This is a genomic window from Azospirillum sp. NS33 (genome assembly GCF_059703765.1).
On sequence record NZ_BAAKJB010000014.1, the window covers coordinates 1 to 17,493 of the forward strand.

Here is a 17,493-nt window from a genome sequence, read left to right on the forward strand (position 1 = left end):
CCATCCTGCTCGAGCAAAACGATGAATGGGCCGTCCAGCGCGCCCGCTACATGACCCTGGAAACCATCGCTCCACTGGGCGATGATCCCGCCATCATGCTGCCCGCCGTGGCCGTATGAGCAACCCGGCCAGATCAGCCGGAGACCTCGCCGACAAAGCGCGAGCTACACCACTCAGCGGGACACGACCCCGGCGCCACGTCTCATCAGGCTGAGACACCTCCGTCCCCGTCACCGGGGCACCAACCGCAAGATCCTTGAACAGAACCCGAGGAACGTTCGTTCGGCCGCCCGCCAGCGTCGTGCTCAGACGCGCGTGCGCACAAGAACGACGTCGTCCCGCAAATAATCCATCGAGTCTTGATTCCACCCGATGCGACCAAACGCTTCGGACAACCGCATGGCTGGCGACGCGCCGCCGCGATATCGGATACCGCGCAAACACGACATTCGAAAAGCGGCATTCCCTCCGATTCAATTCATGAATCGGCAAATATTTATCTTTCTAATTCCGACACTTATGCGTCAAACCGTCGCATCAATGGCGATCCAGCAGGATGTGAACAATTCCATGACTGAATCGCCAACGATATGCCGTATAAGATACGCGTCACTTACTCCAAGCGGAAGGTGATTTGTGTCATGAATATTCTGTCCTGTCTTAGACTTCGAACCAAGCTTGCGTTGCTGCTTGGCCTGTCGATCGCCGCGGTCGCCACCATCGGCGCTCTCGGGGGCATGACGCTGCACAAGCGCATGCTGGACGACCGCATGGACAAGTTCCGCGCCATTGTTGCGTCCACGATTTCGATCGCCACCAGCCTCGAAACGAGAGTCGGCACGAACGAAATGTCGCGGCAGGAGGCGGCCGACCTCTTTCGGCGGAACATTCACGCCATCCGCTTCGATGGTGGGACCGGGTATCTGTCGGTCATCGATGCGGGCACCGGCGAGGTGCTCATCCACGGCGTCAACCCGCAGTTGGAGGGAAAGCCGTCGGCCGTCGACACCGCGACGAAGCGGCCCATCTCCCGGCTGGTCATGGAGGCCGTGCAGGCCTCCGACGAAGGCATGGCGAGCTACATGTTCCCGAGGCCGGGCGAGGCCGAGCCGATTCGCAAGATCGTCGCGGTCGGCAAGTTCTCGCCGTGGAACATGGCGGTCTATGGCGGCGCCTACATCGACGACCTGGAAGCGTCGTTCACCGCGTCCCTTTTGAACATGGGCGCCGCCGGTGGAACCATCCTGTCGGTCACGCTGCTGGCCGCATGGCTGATCAACCGCGATATCACGGGGTCGCTCGGCAGGCTGAAGACGGCGATGGATCGGCTCGCGAAAGGTGATCTGGCGGCCGCCGTCCCCGGCACGGCGCGGCGCGACGAGGTCGGCGGCATGGCGGCCGCGGTGGTCGTGTTCAAGAACAGCCTCATCGAAACGGGACGGCTCCGCGCCGAGCAGGAGCAGGCCAAGCGTCGGGCGGACGCCGACAAAAAGGCTGTGCTGAGCAAGCTGGCCGACGATTTCGAGACCGGCGTGCGCGGTTCGCTCGATGCGCTCGCGGCGGCATCCACCGAGATGCGGGCGATCTCGCAGAGCATGTCGGCGACGGCGAGGGGAACCAGCGCGCAGGCGACCACCGTCGCGGCCGCGGCAGAGCAGGCGTCGACCAACGTGCAGACCGTCGCCGGGACGACCGAGGAGCTTTCCTCCTCGATCTCCGAAATCGGCCGTCAGGTCGACGAAGCAGCCAGGATCGCCGGACGGGCGGTCGATGAGGCCGGACACACCAACACAACCGTGCAAGGACTCTCCGCCGCCGCACACAAGATCGGCGACGTCGTCAAGCTGATCAGCGACATCGCCAGCCAGACCAATCTCCTCGCCTTGAACGCGACGATCGAGGCGGCGCGCGCGGGCGAAGCCGGCAGGGGGTTCGCCGTCGTGGCCGCGGAGGTCAAATCGCTCGCGAACCAGACCGCCGTGGCGACCGAAGAGATTGCCGCACAGGTGGCGGCGATGCAGCGCGCAACCAGCGAAGCGGTTGCGGCGATCAAGGGAATCGGCGCAACCATCGGGACGATCAACCAGATCGCCACGACGATCGCTTCGGCGGTCGAGGAGCAAGGCGCGGCGACGCAGGAAATCGCGTGCAACGTCCAGGAAGCGGCGCGCGGAACCCAGGAGATGTCGAGCAACGTCGTCGGCCTGAACCGGGCCGCAGCGGAGACCGGCGGCGCCGCCGCCCTCGTGCTGACCTCTGCCGAGGGTCTCGGCGATCGGGCGGAGGGGTTGCGCGCCGACGTGAGCCGGTTCCTCGCCACCATCAGAGCGGTGTCCGACCGCGGGGACCCGGACTCGACGCAGCACCATCCAGTCGCCACGTCGGGTTGACTCCGTCGCTCTGGTCGTGCGGAGGTGCGGGGACAGCCGCGTGGCGGGATGCGCCCCTGCCCTCCGCTGGCGCGGTGCGGACGGTACGGTCACCGCGGTGGCCGCGGTGGCCGCGCGTGGCACGGCCACCACCACCCGGTCCAACGCCGTCGCTTGGGTGGAGCGACCGGATCAGCCGGGCCGCACGTCGAGTTCGCCCACGTTGCCCGCCATTCGAATCCGGCCGGCGCAGCGGCAGCGAGCGCGGCCCCGGCCGGACAGGGCGGCGCGCTCCGCCCGCTCCCTAGGACGCCTGCCCGCGCTCCGGCGCGGCCCCGGCGATCGGCCGCAGCGCGGCGGCGGGGGTCGGCTCCGGTCCCCGCGCGCTCTTGAGAATGGCCGCCTGCAGCGCGGGAATGGTTCCGAGCCCGTGGAGGTTCGACAGGTCATTCGGTTCGACGTCGCTGAACGCCAGACAGTCTTCGAAAGTCAACATCGTGCGGTATCCTTATCATGTCCGCGGCCGCTCAAGTGATCGGCCGCCACGGCCCGCGGCTGCCGCAACACCGTTCTGCATGCCATGCATGCCGCGTCAGCCCCCACACGCAAGGAACGCGCCAGGCACGTAAATTGATATTTTTCAATATGTTATGCCCTGTCTTCCGGGGCGCATCCCTGGGCGTGTCCACATCCGGCACAGGGGCCCCTCCGGACTGTATGGCGCCCAAAGAAATCTGCGCCATCGACGTGTGAGGAATATTGACGGATACTGACCAGTGTTCTGACGAATAGGCACCGAAAGGTTGCGCCATGCTGACGGACGTTAACGAACAATTTGATGCGGCTCGCGCTCTGTTGGGAATGATCGACGAAATGGTCGACGGCGCCCTCCTGATCGACAAGGATGCGCGCATCGTCTGGCTCAACGACCGGCACGTCTGGTTCAGCGAAAAGCAGAGGGCGTTGCTGGGGCTTCAGTCGTTCCAGGACGCGGTCGGCAAGCCGGTCGAACGACTCATTCCGCACAGCCGGATGCGCGAGGTGGTGGAAACCGGGCGCTCGCTTCCCCTCGACATCATGCAGTACGGCGAGCACACGCTGCTGGTCAGCCGCCTGCCACTGCGCAACAAGCGGGGGGAAGTGATCGGCGCCATTTCATTCGCCTTGAAGAACAGCGTCCCCTACCTGCGCCCCATCGCCGATCGATTCAAGAAGCTGCAATCGCGCCTCGTCCACATGGAGCAGGAACTCGCCGCCACCCGAACATCGAAGTACACCGCGGAAAATCTCGTGGGCTTCAGCGCGGCGATGCGTCAGGTGAAGCGCTTGGTGCGCAAGGCCGGGCAGATCAACTCGCCGGTGCTGCTGCTGGGGGAGACGGGAACCGGCAAGGAACTGGCGGCCCACGCCATCCACGCCGCCTCGGATCGCGTCGACCGCCCCTTTATCGGCTTCAACGTCGCGGCCATTCCGGAGAACCTTCTGGAGGCCGAGTGCTTCGGCGTGGCGCCGGGCGCCTACACCGGTGCCAGCCGCCATCCGCGCCCCGGCAAGTTCCAGCTGGCCCATGGCGGCACTCTGTTCCTCGACGAAATCGGTGACATGCCCCTGTCGCTCCAGGCCAAGCTGCTCCGCGCGCTGCAGGAGCACGAGGTCGAGCCGCTCGGGTCCAACCAGATCGTCAAGGTCGATGTCCGCATCATCGCTGCGACCAGCCGACCGCTTGCCGAGATGATCAAGAGCGGAACCTTCCGCTCCGACCTCTTCTACCGGCTCAACGTCTTCCCGCTTCACCTGCCAGCGCTGCGGGACCGCAAGGAAGACCTGGAGATCCTCGCCTCCCTCTTCTCGGAGAGAACGGCGGCAAGCCTTGACCAACCCATGCGTAATCTCGCGCCTGAGGCGCTCGACCTGCTCCACGCCTACGACTGGCCGGGCAACATCCGCGAACTCGCCAATGTGATCGAGCAGGCATACGTGCGCACCGACGGTGAGCACCTCGCGGCGGAGGACTTCATCGACATCCTCCCGAACGCCACGGTCGTCCCCGCGCGATCGAGCGGGAGGCGGCCGCTCCCCGAGGCCATCGATGAACTGGAGCGATCACTCATCCTCGCCGCGCTCGACGAAACGAAAGGCAACAAGCTCGAGGCCGCCCGGAGCCTCGGCCTGTCGCGGACCAACCTCTACGCGAAGTTGCGCAAGCACGGCATTCCTCTCGACACGCCGGTGTGACCCTGTGGGTCGAACGCCCCCGGTCGCGATCGCCTCCCGCTCCGAAGGTCCGGGGGTGGAAACGACCGGTGTCCTCCCTCTCCCGAAGCGGGAGAGGGAGGACACCGAGTCCGCGGCGACCGGTCAGTCGCGCTGGACGCAAAGGGCAATGCCCATCCCACCACCGATGCACAGGGTGGCCAGGCCGCGCTTGGCGTCCCGACGCCGCATCTCGAACAGCAGCGTCGTCAGCACCCGCGCCCCGGACGCGCCGATGGGATGCCCCAGCGCAATCGCGCCGCCGTTCACGTTCACCCGGGCCGCATCCCAGCCCAGCTCCCGATTGACCGCCAGGGCCTGAGCGGCGAAGGCTTCGTTGGCCTCGATCAGGTCGAGGCTGTCGATGGTCCAACCAGCCTTCTGGAGGGCGAGGCGGGAGGCCGGGATGGGGCCCGTGCCCATGATCTGCGGATCGACGCCGGCGATGGCCCAGGACGCGATGCGCGCCAGCGGGTCGACGCCGCGCCGCGCCGCATCCCCAGCCGTCATCAGCACCAGAGCCGCGGCGCCGTCGTTGATGCCGGAGGCGTTGCCGGCCGTCACCGTGCCGTCCTTGGCGAAGGCGGGACGCAGCGTGGCCAGCGCCTCGACCTTGGTGCCGAACTTGGGGTGCTCGTCGGTGTCGACCAGCACGGTGCCCTTGCGCCCCTTGACCGTGACCGGGGCGATCTCGTCGCGGAACCGGCCGCCCGCAATGGCGGCCTCGGCCTTCTGCTGGGAGTCCGCGGCGAACGCATCCTGCTCCTCCCGGGTCAGCTTCCAGGCGCGGGCGACGTTCTCGGCCGTGGTGCCCATGTGATAGCCGTGGAAGGCTTCCCACAGGCCATCCTTGATCATGGTGTCCACCAGTTCGGCCGAACCCATCTTGGTGCCGGTGCGCAGGTGCATGACGTGGGGCGACAGGCTCATGCATTCTTGCCCGCCGACCACCATGACCTCGGCGTCGCCTTCACGGATCGCCTGGTAGCCCAGCGCCACCGCTCGCAGCCCGGAGCCGCAGACGAGATTGATGCCGAAGGCGCTCTTCTCCACCGGGATTCCGGCGTTCACCGCCGCTTGGCGGGCCGGATTCTGGCCCTGGCCGGCGGTCAGCACCTGGCCGAGAATGACCTCCGTCACCTCGGCCGGGTCCGTCCCGGCGCGGGCCAGGGCCTCGCGGATGACCACCTCGCCCAGTGCGTGTGCCGGAAGGGAGCTCAGCGCACCGTTGAATGCGCCGATCGGGGTGCGGGCGGCGCCTGCGATGACGATAGCGTCCATGAACATGGTCTCCTCAGCCGGTGTGTCCGGCGTCATGCACAATGCTGGTGACGCTGCGGATGGTGCCGACGCTGCCATTGCGGAGGCCGTTCACCGTGTTGAAGGCGCGGATCTCCGCTTGGCCGGCATGGACGAAGTATTCCGTGGCCCGGCGGGCCACCGAGCGGGCCAGCGCCGACGCTTCGGACGAGACCGGACCCGCGAGGTCGACCTCGATCCTCAGCGTCACGGGAACATCGACCACCACATGCGGGGTGGAAGTGGAAGGCATGGAAAGTCTCCTGAGATCGCGATTCCGCGGACGATGAACGGACGCTCAGCCGACGAGCATGACCGGCACGCTGGAGGGAACGATGAGGTCGGCGTCGGTGGCGGCGATCACCTCTTCGACGGACACGCCGGGCGCGGTCTCGCGCAGCCGCAGCCCGTCTGCGGTCGGTTCGATCACCGCCAGTTCGGTGACGATCAGGTCGACCCTGCGCACGGACGTCAGCGGCAAGCGGCACCGCTTGAGAATCTTCGGGGCCCCCTTGGCCGTGTGGGTCATGGCGACGATCACCCGACGGGCGCCGGACACCAGGTCCATCGCCCCGCCCATGCCCGGCACCATCTTGCCCGGCACCATCCAGTTGGCGAGCCGACCCTCCTGGTCGACCTGAAGCCCACCCAGCACGGTGACGTCCAGGTGGCCGCCGCGGATCAGGCCGAACGACATGGCGCTGTCGAAGGCGGCCGCCCCGGGGACGGCGCCGATCGGGCTGCCGCCGGCGTCGGTCAGGTCGTCATCCGCCAGACCTTCCTCCGGCAGCGCCTGCATGCCGACGACGCCGTTCTCCGACTGGAACAGCACGTCCACGCCGGCCGGCAGATGGCGCGCCACCAGGGTCGGCAGGCCGATGCCCAGGTTGACCAGGTTGCCGTCGCGCAGTTCCAGCGCCACGCGCTTGGCGATCAGGGTTTTCTCATCCATGACGACGCTCCTTGGCGATGAGGTGATCGACCACGACGCTGGGGGTGACGACGGCGTCGGGCGGGATGACTCCGACCGGCACGATGTCCTCGGCCTCGGCGATCACCGTGTCGGCCGCCATCGCCATCACCGGGTTGAAGTTCCGCGCGGTCAGCGCGTATTCGAGATTGCCCAGGTGGTCGGCCCGCTTGGCCGCCACCAGCGCCACGTCGGCCTTCAGCGGGGTCTCCAGCAGGAAGGTGCGGCCGTCCACCTCGACGGTGCGCTTGCCCTCCTCGACCACCGTGCCGACCCCGGTGGGGGTGAGCACGCCGCCCAGCCCGAAGCCGCCGGCGCGGATGCGCTCGGCCAGCGTGCCCTGGGGCACCAGCTCCACCTGGATGTCGCCCTGGATCATCTGCTTCTGCGTCTCGGGATTGAGGCCGATGTGGCTGGCCACGACGCGGGCCACCAGGCGCTCGCAGATCAGCTTGCCGATGGCGATGTTGGGCCACGCGGTGTCGTTGGCGATCACCGTCAGCCGGTCTTTGCGCTGGCGCACCAGCTCGTCGATCAGACGCAGGGGCGAGCCCACCCCCATGAAGCCGCCGATCATCAGCACGGCACCGCTGGGGATGCGTTCGACCGCCTCCTCCAGCAAAATCACCTTTTTCATGGCCGACCCTTTCTGCCGCGACTTCGAGAAGCCCGGTTTTCTGGTGAAAAGGGGCGCCACGCCCGTGTCCTGCCAGGAGCACGGGCGTCCGCCGTTGCGTTTTGCTCGTGATCAGAGAGGTGGATGGGAGCCGGTCAGAGACGCTCGGCCCAGCCGACCGCGGCGCGGCCCTTGAGCCCGAGGGTCTGCCGGGCCTCGTCCGGGGAGGCGATCTCGAAGTTCAGCTCCCTGGCGATGCGGGAGATCTTTTCCACCTGCTCGGCGCTGCTGCGGGCGAGGCGGCCCGGGCCGATGTAAAGGTTGTCTTCCAGGCCGACCCGCACGTTGCCGCCCAGCGTCATCGCCAGGCACAGCAGCGGCATCTGCATCTTGCCGGCGGCGCAGCAGGACCACACGAAGTTCTTCTCGCCGATGAGCTTGCGGGCGGACTCCACCAGGAAGAGCAGGTTCTCCGGGGTGGCCGGGATGCCGCCGAGGATGCCCATCACGAACTGCATGTAGACCGGGGTCTTCAGCACCCCCGTGTCGATGAGATGGCGGATGTTGTTGATCATGCCGACGTCGTAGACCTCGAGCTCCGGCTGTGTCCCGGCCTCGTACATGGCGCCGGCGAACACCTTCAGGCTGCGGAAGGTGTTGGGGAAGACCAGGTCCTCGGTCGACTCCAGGTAGGGGATCTCCCAGTCGAACTTCGGCTGCTTGACCTTGGCGGCCAGGGGATGGATGGCGAAGTTCATGGAGCCGGCGTTCAGCGACGCCAGTTCCGGGCGCAGGATGCCCACCGGCTTGACCCGTTCCTCCGGGGTCATGCCCAGGCCGCCGCCGGTGGTGACGCAGATGGCGACGTCGCACTGCCGGTGGATGGCGCTGCAGATGTCCTCGAACACCTGGACGTCGCTGCTCGGCCGGCTGTCCTTGGGATCGCGGGCGTGGATGTGGACCACCGCGGCGCCGGCCTTGGCGGCGCCCACCGCCTGTTCGATCACCGTCTGCGGCGTGTGTGGGAAGTACGGCGACAGGCTGGGCACGTGCACTCCACCCGTGATGGCCGCCGTGATGACAAGCTTGCTCATAGTCGTTTTCTCCGTGTTAGGCATGTGTCTTCGTGATCAGACCCAGCCGGTGAGGTAATAGACGCCGATCACGCCAAAGGCTGCGAGGGTCTTGCAGATGACGATGCCGAAGATGTAGGGGTAGGCTTCTTTGTGATTGAGGCCACAGACGGCCATGATGGTGATCACGGCACCGTTGTGGGGCAGCGAGTCCATGCCGCCACTGGCCATGGAGGCGACGCGGTGCAGCACTTCCAGAGGGATGCCGGCCGCGTTGGCGGTGGCGATGAAGCTGTCGGCCATCGCCGCGAGGGCGATGCCCATGCCGCCCGACGCCGAGCCGACGATGCCGGCGAGCGCGTTGATGGTGATGGCTTCGTTGAGCAGCGGGTTGGGGATCGAGGTCAGGGCGTCGCGGATGACGATGAACCCGGGCAGGGCCGCGATCACCGAGCCGTAGCCGTACTCGGTCGCCGTGTTCATGGTCGCCAGCATGGCGCCGCCGACCGCCATCTTGCTGCCCGCCGAGAACTTCTCCTTCAGGGTCTTGAAGGACACGGCGACCAGGAACAGGCAGGCGATGCCCAGCGAGATCTCCACCGACCAGATGCCGATGACGCCGGCCAGCTTCACCGTGAACGGCTTGGTGATGGCGTTCATGGTCACGGCGATCTCGGCCGGGTACCAGACCGGCAGCATCTTGGTGAAGACCAGGTTGAGCGCACCGACCAGAACCAGCGGGCTGATGGCCAGCCACGGGTTCACCAGCTTCTCGTCGGATACCGGCTCGGGCTCCTCGCGCAGCTCGCAGGTGCCGGCGTAGCCCTTGCCCCGGGCCATCAGGCGGCGGCGTGACCACTCCAGATAGATGAAGCCGCTGCTAAAGATGAAGAAGGCGCCGATCAGCCCGAGGATCGGGGCGGCGTAGATGGTGGTGTGGAAGAAGGTGGTGGGGATGATGTTCTGGATCGCCGGCGTGCCGGGCAGGGCGTCCATCGTGAAGGTGGCGCCACCGAAGATGATGGTGGCCGGGATCAGGTTCTTCGGCACGTCGCAGGACCGGAACATCGCCGCGGCGAACGGATAGACCGCGAACACCACGACGAACAGCGACACGCCGCCGTAGGTCAGCAGGGCCGAGACGATGCAGATCGCCAGGATGGTGCGCTCGCGGCCGATCAGGCGGAGCACCGCCGTGACGATCGACTGGGCGAAGCCTGACATCTCGATGAGCTTGCCGAAGACGGCGCCCAGCAGGAAGATCGGGAAGTAGTTCTCGACGAAGACCACCATCTTGCTCATGAACAGGCCGCTGTAGACCGGCAAGATGTTGGCGGGATCGGTGAGCAGCACCGCGCCCAGCGCGGCGATCGGCGCGAACAGGATGACGCTGAAGCCGCGGTAGGCCACGTACATCAGGAACGCGAGCGAGAGGATGCAGACCAAGAAGCTCATGTTTGACCTCCACCGGTGGTGGGACGGCGGATCACGGTCGGCCGTGGGGGTGCCCGGCCGGCTGCGGACCCGTCGGTCGGCGCGGCGACGCGGGGCGCGTCAATGGGCCGTGTAGCCGCCGTCCACGGCGAAGGTGGCGCCGGTGATCGAGCCCGCCTCTTCCGAGCACAGGAAGGCGATGGTGGCCGCCAGGTGTTCGGCAGGGATGAACTTGCGCGTCGGCATGTTCTGCAGGAACACGGTCTTCATGACCTCCTCCTGCGACAGACCGGTGACCTGGGCCTGCTGGGCCAGTTGCTTCTCGATGATGCCGGTCAGCACCGTGCCGGGACAGACCGCGTTGCAGGTGATGCCGTGCTCGGCCACCTCGATGGCGACCGACTTGGTCAGGCCGATGAGTCCGTGCTTGGTGGCGACGTAGGCCGGCTTGTGGGGCGCGCCCACCATGCCCAGCACCGAGGAGGTGTTGACGATGCGGCCCCACTTCCGCTCGATCATCGCCGGCACCGTGGCCTTGATGATGTGGAAGGCTGCCGACAGGTTCACCGCCAGCAGCAGGTCCCACGCCTCGTCGGGGAATTCCTGCACGCTCGCGACGTGCTGGGTGCCGGCGTTGTTGACCACGATGTCGAGGGGTCCCAGGGCCTCGGCGGCCTGGGCCATCATGGCGCGGATCTCCGCCGGCCGGCTGAGATCGGCCCCGGAGTAGACGACCGTGGTGCCGCTCTGTTCCGCCATCTCGGCGCACAGGCGGTCGATCGCCCTGGGCTCGCCGAAGCCGTTGATCATGACGTGGCAGCCACGACGGGCCAGTTCACGGGCGGTCGCCAGACCGATGCCGCTGGTGGACCCGGTAACAAGGGCGCTTCTGTTCCTCATCATTTTTGTCCTTGAGCGTTTGACAGTCGGGTGCGCGCCACGGCATCGGGACGCGGCGCGGGCACGAGACGCCATGCCTGCGGCGTTCACGGGTCTGGACGGATGGTCTTCGACGGCGCTGTCCTGCAGGGACCGGCGGTCGATGGCCGCGCCAACACCTCGGTGCGTGCGGTGCGCGGTGCGCAGACACACATTTGCAAGCACCACGCCAAACGAGATAACCCCTATGGAATAAGGCGTTTAGGCGGTGGAGGTCGCCGCTCGGGTCGCCGTGTGTCGGCGATCCGGCACAGCGGCCTGGGGCGGACGGCGTGCCAACCAGCAAATCCGCGCCGTCGCGGTGCACCAGTTTTTGACACCGGATGTTCGCGATCGTGACGGGCGCAGGACGAACACCGGCCGGACGGCCCGGACGGGGACTCCGGCCGCCACCCCGTGGCGGATCGCCGCGGCGCGACCCACGCGGCCAACGCAAACAGCACCGCGCCGGCCGGGGAAGACACCCGGCCGGCGCAGTGCCGGACCCTTGCTGGTGGAAGGGAGCAGGTCTGGAGGAGACGGGCCCCGGGACCCGGGCCCGTCTCCTCCCGCCGCCTCAACCGACGGTGTTGTAGCCGCCGTCGATGTAGTGAAGTTCACCGGTCACCGAGCGGGCCGGGTCGGTCATGAGAAAGGCCGAGTACGCCCCGACCTCATCGATCGTGGTCAACTGGTGGGTTGGCGCCCGTTCCGTGACCTTGGTGATCAGCTCGTCGAAGTGACCGATGCCGCTCGCGGCCCGGGTCATCAGCGGTCCCGGCGACAGCGTGTTGACGCGAATGTTCTTCGGGCCGAGTTCGGCGGCGAGGTAGCGGGTCACGCTCTCGAGGGCGGCCTTGACCGGCCCCATGAGGTTGTAGTTGTCGACCACCTTGTCGGCCCCGAGATAGCTGAGGGTCTGGAGGGATCCGCCGTTCGGCATCAGGGGTTCGGCCAGCTTCGCCATGCGGATGAACGAATGGCACGACACGTCCATGGCCAGAGTGAAGCCCCCGCGGGAGCAATCGGTGACACGTCCGTGCAGATCGGCCATCGGGGCGAAGGCGATCGAGTGCAGCAGGCCATCCAACCGGCCCCATGTGCGGCCGATCGCGTCGAACACGGCCTCGAGTTCGCCATCCTGCGTCACGTCGGCCTTCGCGATGATCGACGCCTGGAGCTGCTCCGCGAGCGGACGGACGAACCGTTCCGCTTTGTCGTTCAGATACGTGATGGCGAGGTCCGCACCCAAGGCGCGGTACGCCTTCGCACATCCCCAGGCGATCGAGTTCTCGTTGGCGATGCCGACGACCAGGATCTTCTTGCCGGCAAGGCTGAACAGAGGCTGGGTCTGGGGCAGCGTCGAAATGGAAGTGTCGAGCATTTTCGTGTTCTCCCGCTCTCGGCAGAGAGCCTGTTCAATGGTGGGGGTGTGCCGACCGGACCGGTCGAGGAAAAGAGGAAGGATGGCGGCGTCAGCCCTGACCCTTGGCGTGGGTGAGCAGCACCGCAATGGCGCACGAGGCCACGCGGGACCGTTCGTCGTCGGCGCGCGATGTCAGAATGACCGGGCAGCTGGCACCAAGCACGATGCCGGCCCCGTCGGCGCTGGCGAGCTTCGACAGTTCCTTGGCGATCATGTTGCCGGCCTCGAAGTTGGGCGCCACGAGGATGTCGGCGCAACCGGCCACCTCGGACGTGATCCCTTTGATGCGTGCGGCATCCGGGTCCACGGCGTTGTCAAAGGCCAGTGGCCCGTCGACGATGGCGCCACTGATCTGGCCCCGGGCGGCCATGATCGTGAGCGCGGCGGCATCGAGGGTGCTGGGAATCTTCGGGCTGACGGTCTCGACGGCCGAGAGCACCGCGACGCGCGGCCGCTCGATGCCCAGGGCATGGGCCAGATCGATGGCGTTCTGCGTGATGTCGACCTTGTCTTCGAGAGTCGGGAACATCATGACCACCGCGTCGGTCACCAGCAACGGCGCCCCGCGCCCCTGCGGGTGCATGACGAACACATGGCTGATCTTGCGACCGGTGCGCAATCCGGTGTCACGACGAACAACTTCTGCAAGCAGGACATCGGAGTGAAGGCTTCCCTTCATCACGGCGCCGACCCGTCCGTCCCTGGCCAGCGAAACGGCGGCGGCCGCCGCCGCCCGGTCGTTGCCGGCCTCGACGATCTCGATGCCCGAGATGTCGAGCCCGTTCTGAGCGGCGATGGCGGCGATCGTCGCCCGCGGACCGACCAGAACCGGGACGATCAGAGCACGCCGATAGGCCTCCAGGGCGCCGCGCAAGGCAACGACGTCACAAGGATAGGCGACCGCGGTCCGGACCGCCGGCAGGTTGCGGCAGCGCAGGAGAAGCGCCTCTTGCCCGCAATGGCTGAACACCTGCAGTTCCGGCAAGGGCTGGCGCTGGCGCAGGATCTTCTCGACCGGCGCGATGACGACGGCCCTCCCGGTGACCACGTCCTTGCCGCCTTGGTTCACGCAGCGGCAATCGAGCGTCACGCGCTTCTTTTCGTCGTCCTTCGCCACCACCGTGACGCTCACAGTGATCTGATCGCCGGGCTTGACCGGGCGGCAGAAGCGCAGGTCCTGGCTCAGGTAAATCGTGCCCGGACCCGGCAGGGTGGTTCCGAGGACCGCCGAAATGAATCCTGCGGACAGCATGCCATGGGCAATGACCCCATGAAACATGGACGCGTCGGCGTACTCCTCATCAAGATGTGCGGGGTTCACATCGCCCGAGACCGCGGCGAAGACCGCGATGTCGCGCCGGGTGACGGTGTGCTCCAGGCTCGCCGAGCGGCCCAGTTGCAGTTCGTCGTAGGTGACGTTCTCGATGGTGCCGGGCGACCCGAGGGCGGGCAGCGCCGCGTCGGGGTAATGGGTGTCCATGGTGGTCGGTTCCTGATGCCTGCGACGGTGTGGTGGTGTGGTGACGGTGGCCCCCCGAATGGCCGCGTTCGCGGCGCGTCCGACGGTGCTCGCGTCTGGGGGTGCGGGGTGCGCGAAGGCGGCGCAGCGGATCGCCCGCCGGGGGCGCCGTCTTGGACGCGCACGGGCCGTGTGGCAGCCGACCGCGGCGACGCTGGCGTCGGTGGAGGAGCCGGCGTCCTTCGAGAGCAGGACGGCATGGGTGGCGGCGGAGCGAATGACGGCCAAGCCGCCTTTCGCCGCGACCTCGAGGTGCCTGCCGCCGGTCTCCCCGGGGACGCCGACGCCGGTGCGCACGCCGACACGGCCGCGACAGGCCGCGTCACGGACGGCGGCCAGCCCGATGCCACCGGCGTTGCCGAAACCAAGGGCGCTTCTGGTCCTCATTCCCATCGTCCTCGAGCGTCTGGAGGGTCTGGCGGGTGTCGCGGCCGCCGAGCCTCACGCGGTCACGGCGCCCCACGGCGGCCGCCACCCAGTGGCCTGGACGGACCGCCGTCGACGGTCCTGCCCGGCCGGGACGACGGTCGGGACGACGGTCGGGAACCGTCCGGAGCCCGTGCGCGTGCCGTGCGTTCTGCGCAAAACGCCTAAGTGCAAGCACCACGCCAAAGCGGATGACCCTTGCTGGACAAGGGAATTGGGGTGGCGGTGGCAGGGGGTCGGGGCCGGGCGTGTCTGCAATCCGGCACAGTGGCCGCGTCACACGCACGGCCCGTCCAGGAACCGTGCCGCATCGCGGCGCACCGAATTCTGACGGGCGCTGTTCAGGATCGTGACGGACCAGCCGGGCGCGCGAGACGGCGCGGTCCGCAGCCGCCATCCTGGCGTGGCGCGACGACACCCGCGTCGTCTGGCGTCATCGGCCCGGGCAGTCCACCACCCGAAGACGCACCGCCGCAGGGCGCGCGCCCATCGCCCGCGGGTGCTGCCCTACCCCGCCGCCACCGCGAACGCCGCCGGCGCCTCGCCGGCGCAATGGCGGCGCCAGGCGGTGCGGCAGGCCGCCTCCACGGCGCGGGCGTAGCCGGCCTCGTCCATCAGCGGCGAGGCCGCCATGCGGGCGCGCAGCCCGCCGCGGCACGCCTCGAGATGGGCCCGGTCGCCGGCCAGCCGCACCGCCTGCGCGACATAGGCGTCGGCGTCGCCGGTCACCAGCTCGTCGAGCCCGACCGCGCCGAGGAACGTCGCCCCCCAGCGCGAGATCGTCGCCTCCCCGGCCAGGTTGAGCACCGGCACCCCCATCCACAGGGCGTCGCAGATGGTGGTGCCGCCGTTGGCGAAGACCGGGTCGAGGGCGACGTCGACGTGCCGGTAGTCCTCGTAGGGGTCGGCGGTGACGCCGCGCAGGTCGAGCCGGGCGCGCGCCACGCCATGGCCGGCGAAGGCGTCGAGCAGGCGCCGGCCGAGCCCGCTGGCGGCGGAGACGCCGCGCCATTTCAGGCGCAGGCGCGCCCCCGGCACCGCGGCCAGCACCCGCGCCCACAGCGCGATGGTGGGGGCGTTGACCTTGGTGATGTTGTTGAAGGAGCCGAAGGTGAACACCCCCGCCGTCGCCACCGGCGGGTGCGTCGGCGGCACGAAGGCCGAGTCCGCCGGCCGGTAGCAGAGCACGCAGCCGGGCAGCCGGATCAGCCGCTCGGCCCGCCGGGCGTCGGCACCGGGCGGCGCCACGCGCGGGTCGGCGAACTGGTAGTCCATGGCCGACAGGCCGGTGGTGTTGGGGTAGAGCGGCAGGCTGAGCTGCAGCGGCGCGGCGCGGCGGGCGAACAGCGCCATGCGGTTGCGCGACATGTGGCCGTCGCAGTCGACCAGCACGTCGATGCCGTCCGCGGCGATGCGGGCGGCCAGCGCGCCGTCGTCCAGCCCGGCCACGTCGCGCCAGCGGTCGGCCGCCGCCTGGAACCGCGCCGTCACCGTGTCGCGGCGCACGTCGTTGTAATAGCCGGTGACCTCGACCACGGCGCGGTCGTGGCGCTCGATCAACGGCAGCAGGAAATGGAAGCCGGGACCGGGGTAGCGCTGGAAGTCCGGGGAGAGGTAGCCGACGCGCAGGCGCCGCTCCGGGTCGCGGTCGCCCGCCGTGGCGGCGGTCCGGGGGGCGGCCGAGGGGACGGCCGGTGGGAGGGCGGGAAGCGGCGCCACGAAGCGCTCGAAGGCGCGGTGCTCCCGGTACACGGCGTCGAGGTCCGCCGTCTCGTCGAAGCACAGGCAGAACAGCAGGTTGGAGCGGATCGCCGGGTCGCCGGGCCGCCGCGCCAGCGCGGCCCGGAACTCCGCCGCCGCCGCCGCGTTGGCGCCCAGCGCCATCAGCGCCACGCCGAGGTTGGAGCGCGCCAGCGCCGCGTGCTCCGCGGCGCCGACCGCCAGGGCGCGGGCGAACAGGGGGATCGCCGCCTCCGCCTCCTGGCGCTCCAGCAGGGCCATGCCGGCGTTGATCCAGCCCGCCGCGGTGGCCGGGGCGAGGGCCAGGGCGCGGCGGTGCCAGGCCGCCGCCTCGTCGACCCGTTTCAGGGCCAGCAGCACCGCCCCGGCGTTGGCCGCGGCGTCGGCGTCGGCGGGCGCCAGGCGCGGCGCGCGCAGGGCCAGGCGCACCGCGGCGTCGCCGCGGCCCAGACCGGCCAGCGCCAGCGCCAGCCCGGACAGCGCCGCCGCCGCCGCAGGCTCCAGGGCCAGGGCGCGGTCCAGGCAGGCGGCCGCGGCGGCGGGCCGGCCGGCGGCGTGGTGGCGGGTGCCGAGAAGGCGCAGCGGGTCGGCCGCGCCGGGGCGCAGGCGGACGGCGCGGCCCAGCCAGCGCACCGCGGCCTCGTCCTCCAGGGCGGCGCCCAGGACGGTCGCGCCCTCGCCGTGACCGGGGACCAGGGCGAGCACGCGCCGGCAGGCCGCCGCCGCGCCCCGCCGGTCGCCGGCGCCATGGCAGAGGCCGGCCACCTGCTCGTGCGCCTCGACCAGCAGCGGCGCCCGCTCCGCCGCGGCCCGGAACGCGGCCAGCGCCGCGCCCGGCCGCCCGGCGTCGCGCAGGGCGGCACCCCGGTTGAAGGCGGCGGCCGTCAGGTCGGGGCGCAGGGCGACCGCGCGGCCGTACCAGCCGGCCGCCGGCCCCGGCCGCCCCTGGTCGTAGAGAAGGTCGCCCAGCACGGCCGCCGCCTCGGCGTCGTCCGGGACCAGCAGGGCGAGGCGCCGCCAGGCCGCGACGGCGGCCTCGGACCGGCCGGCGCGGGCGGCGGCGCGGGCGGCCAGACGGTGGTGCTCCGCCTCCAGCGGCGCCAGCCGGGCCGCCCAGGCGAAGGCGTCGGCAGCCTCCGCCGCACGCCCCGCCGCCTCCAGCATCAGCCCCAGGGTCACCCGGAAGGTCGGCTGGCGCGCGTCGCCGGCGACGGCGCGGCCGACCCGGTCGATGCCACCGGCGACGTCGCCGGCCTGGGCGAGGATGCGCCCCAGCAGGTGCAGCGCGTCGACCTGCCCGGGCGCCCGGCGCAGCACCTCCTCGTAGAGCGGCTGCGCCGCCTCCGGCCGTCCCTCGCGGTGGTGTGCCACGGCGCGCACCAGCAGATCCTGCACGGCGGCGGACGGGGGGCGGGGGGCGGGGGGCATGCGCGCCTCGGTGTCGTTTCGC

At 69.3% G+C, this 17,493-nt stretch carries 13 protein-coding genes; 2 read left to right on the top strand and 11 right to left on the bottom strand.

From position 1 onward, the window contains the following. Positions 1-641 precede the first annotated feature (641 nt). Positions 642-2,390 (top strand): methyl-accepting chemotaxis protein, encoded by a 1,749-nt coding sequence (locus AC6H2I_RS13870; RefSeq protein ID WP_497501242.1) that lies wholly within the window; start codon positions 642-644, stop codon positions 2,388-2,390. 283 nt (positions 2,391-2,673) lie between these two features. Here AC6H2I_RS13870 and AC6H2I_RS13875 read toward each other — a convergent pair whose 3' ends face one another. Further along, positions 2,674-2,865 carry a hypothetical protein gene (locus AC6H2I_RS13875; RefSeq protein WP_497501243.1) on the bottom strand — a complete coding sequence of 64 codons (192 nt, stop codon included), beginning with the start codon at positions 2,863-2,865 and terminating at the stop codon, positions 2,674-2,676. 314 nt (positions 2,866-3,179) lie between these two features. On the opposite strand from AC6H2I_RS13875, the gene AC6H2I_RS13880 reads away from it, so the two are divergent. Next, positions 3,180-4,604 carry a sigma-54 interaction domain-containing protein gene (locus AC6H2I_RS13880; protein WP_497501244.1) on the top strand — a complete coding sequence of 475 codons (1,425 nt, stop codon included), beginning with the start codon at positions 3,180-3,182 and terminating at the stop codon, positions 4,602-4,604. 123 nt (positions 4,605-4,727) lie between these two features. On the opposite strand, the gene AC6H2I_RS13885 is transcribed toward AC6H2I_RS13880, so the two are convergent. The 10 genes from AC6H2I_RS13885 to AC6H2I_RS13930 all read right to left on the bottom strand — a co-directional run bounded on the left by AC6H2I_RS13885 (position 4,728) and on the right by AC6H2I_RS13930 (position 17,471). Then, entirely contained in the window at positions 4,728-5,903 is a 1,176-nt protein-coding gene (locus AC6H2I_RS13885) for an acetyl-CoA C-acetyltransferase (RefSeq protein WP_497501245.1), read from the bottom strand. Positions 5,904-5,916: 13 nt separating this feature from the next. Beyond that, a complete protein-coding gene (locus AC6H2I_RS13890) occupies positions 5,917-6,174 on the bottom strand; it encodes a hypothetical protein (RefSeq protein WP_497501246.1) in 258 nt (85 codons plus the stop codon). 45 nt (positions 6,175-6,219) lie between these two features. After that, positions 6,220-6,873 carry a 3-oxoacid CoA-transferase subunit B gene (locus AC6H2I_RS13895; RefSeq protein WP_497501247.1) on the bottom strand — a complete coding sequence of 218 codons (654 nt, stop codon included), beginning with the start codon at positions 6,871-6,873 and terminating at the stop codon, positions 6,220-6,222. Further along, positions 6,866-7,528, bottom strand: coding sequence for a CoA transferase subunit A (locus AC6H2I_RS13900; protein WP_497501248.1), 663 nt, complete (start codon positions 7,526-7,528; stop codon positions 6,866-6,868). Before AC6H2I_RS13900 ends, AC6H2I_RS13895 begins: the two co-directional genes overlap by 8 nt. Before the next feature lie 134 nt (positions 7,529-7,662). Then, positions 7,663-8,601, bottom strand: coding sequence for a beta-keto acid cleavage family enzyme (locus AC6H2I_RS13905; protein WP_497501249.1), 939 nt, complete (start codon positions 8,599-8,601; stop codon positions 7,663-7,665). A 36-nt stretch (positions 8,602-8,637) separates the two neighbouring features. Further along, entirely contained in the window at positions 8,638-10,035 is a 1,398-nt protein-coding gene (locus tag AC6H2I_RS13910; RefSeq protein ID WP_497501250.1) for a GntP family permease, read from the bottom strand. Between the two features lie 99 nt (positions 10,036-10,134). Next, positions 10,135-10,914 (bottom strand): 3-hydroxybutyrate dehydrogenase, encoded by a 780-nt coding sequence (locus tag AC6H2I_RS13915; RefSeq protein WP_497501251.1) that lies wholly within the window; start codon positions 10,912-10,914, stop codon positions 10,135-10,137. 595 nt (positions 10,915-11,509) lie between these two features. Beyond that, positions 11,510-12,316 (bottom strand): enoyl-ACP reductase FabI, encoded by an 807-nt coding sequence (gene fabI / locus AC6H2I_RS13920; RefSeq protein WP_497501252.1) that lies wholly within the window; start codon positions 12,314-12,316, stop codon positions 11,510-11,512. A gap of 91 nt (positions 12,317-12,407) precedes the next feature. Further along, positions 12,408-14,264, bottom strand: a complete 1,857-nt coding sequence (locus tag AC6H2I_RS13925; RefSeq protein ID WP_497501253.1) for a bifunctional enoyl-CoA hydratase/phosphate acetyltransferase — start codon at positions 14,262-14,264, stop codon at positions 12,408-12,410. A gap of 546 nt (positions 14,265-14,810) precedes the next feature. Continuing rightward, positions 14,811-17,471 carry a tetratricopeptide repeat protein gene (locus AC6H2I_RS13930; RefSeq protein ID WP_497501254.1) on the bottom strand — a complete coding sequence of 887 codons (2,661 nt, stop codon included), beginning with the start codon at positions 17,469-17,471 and terminating at the stop codon, positions 14,811-14,813. Positions 17,472-17,493 lie beyond the last annotated feature (22 nt).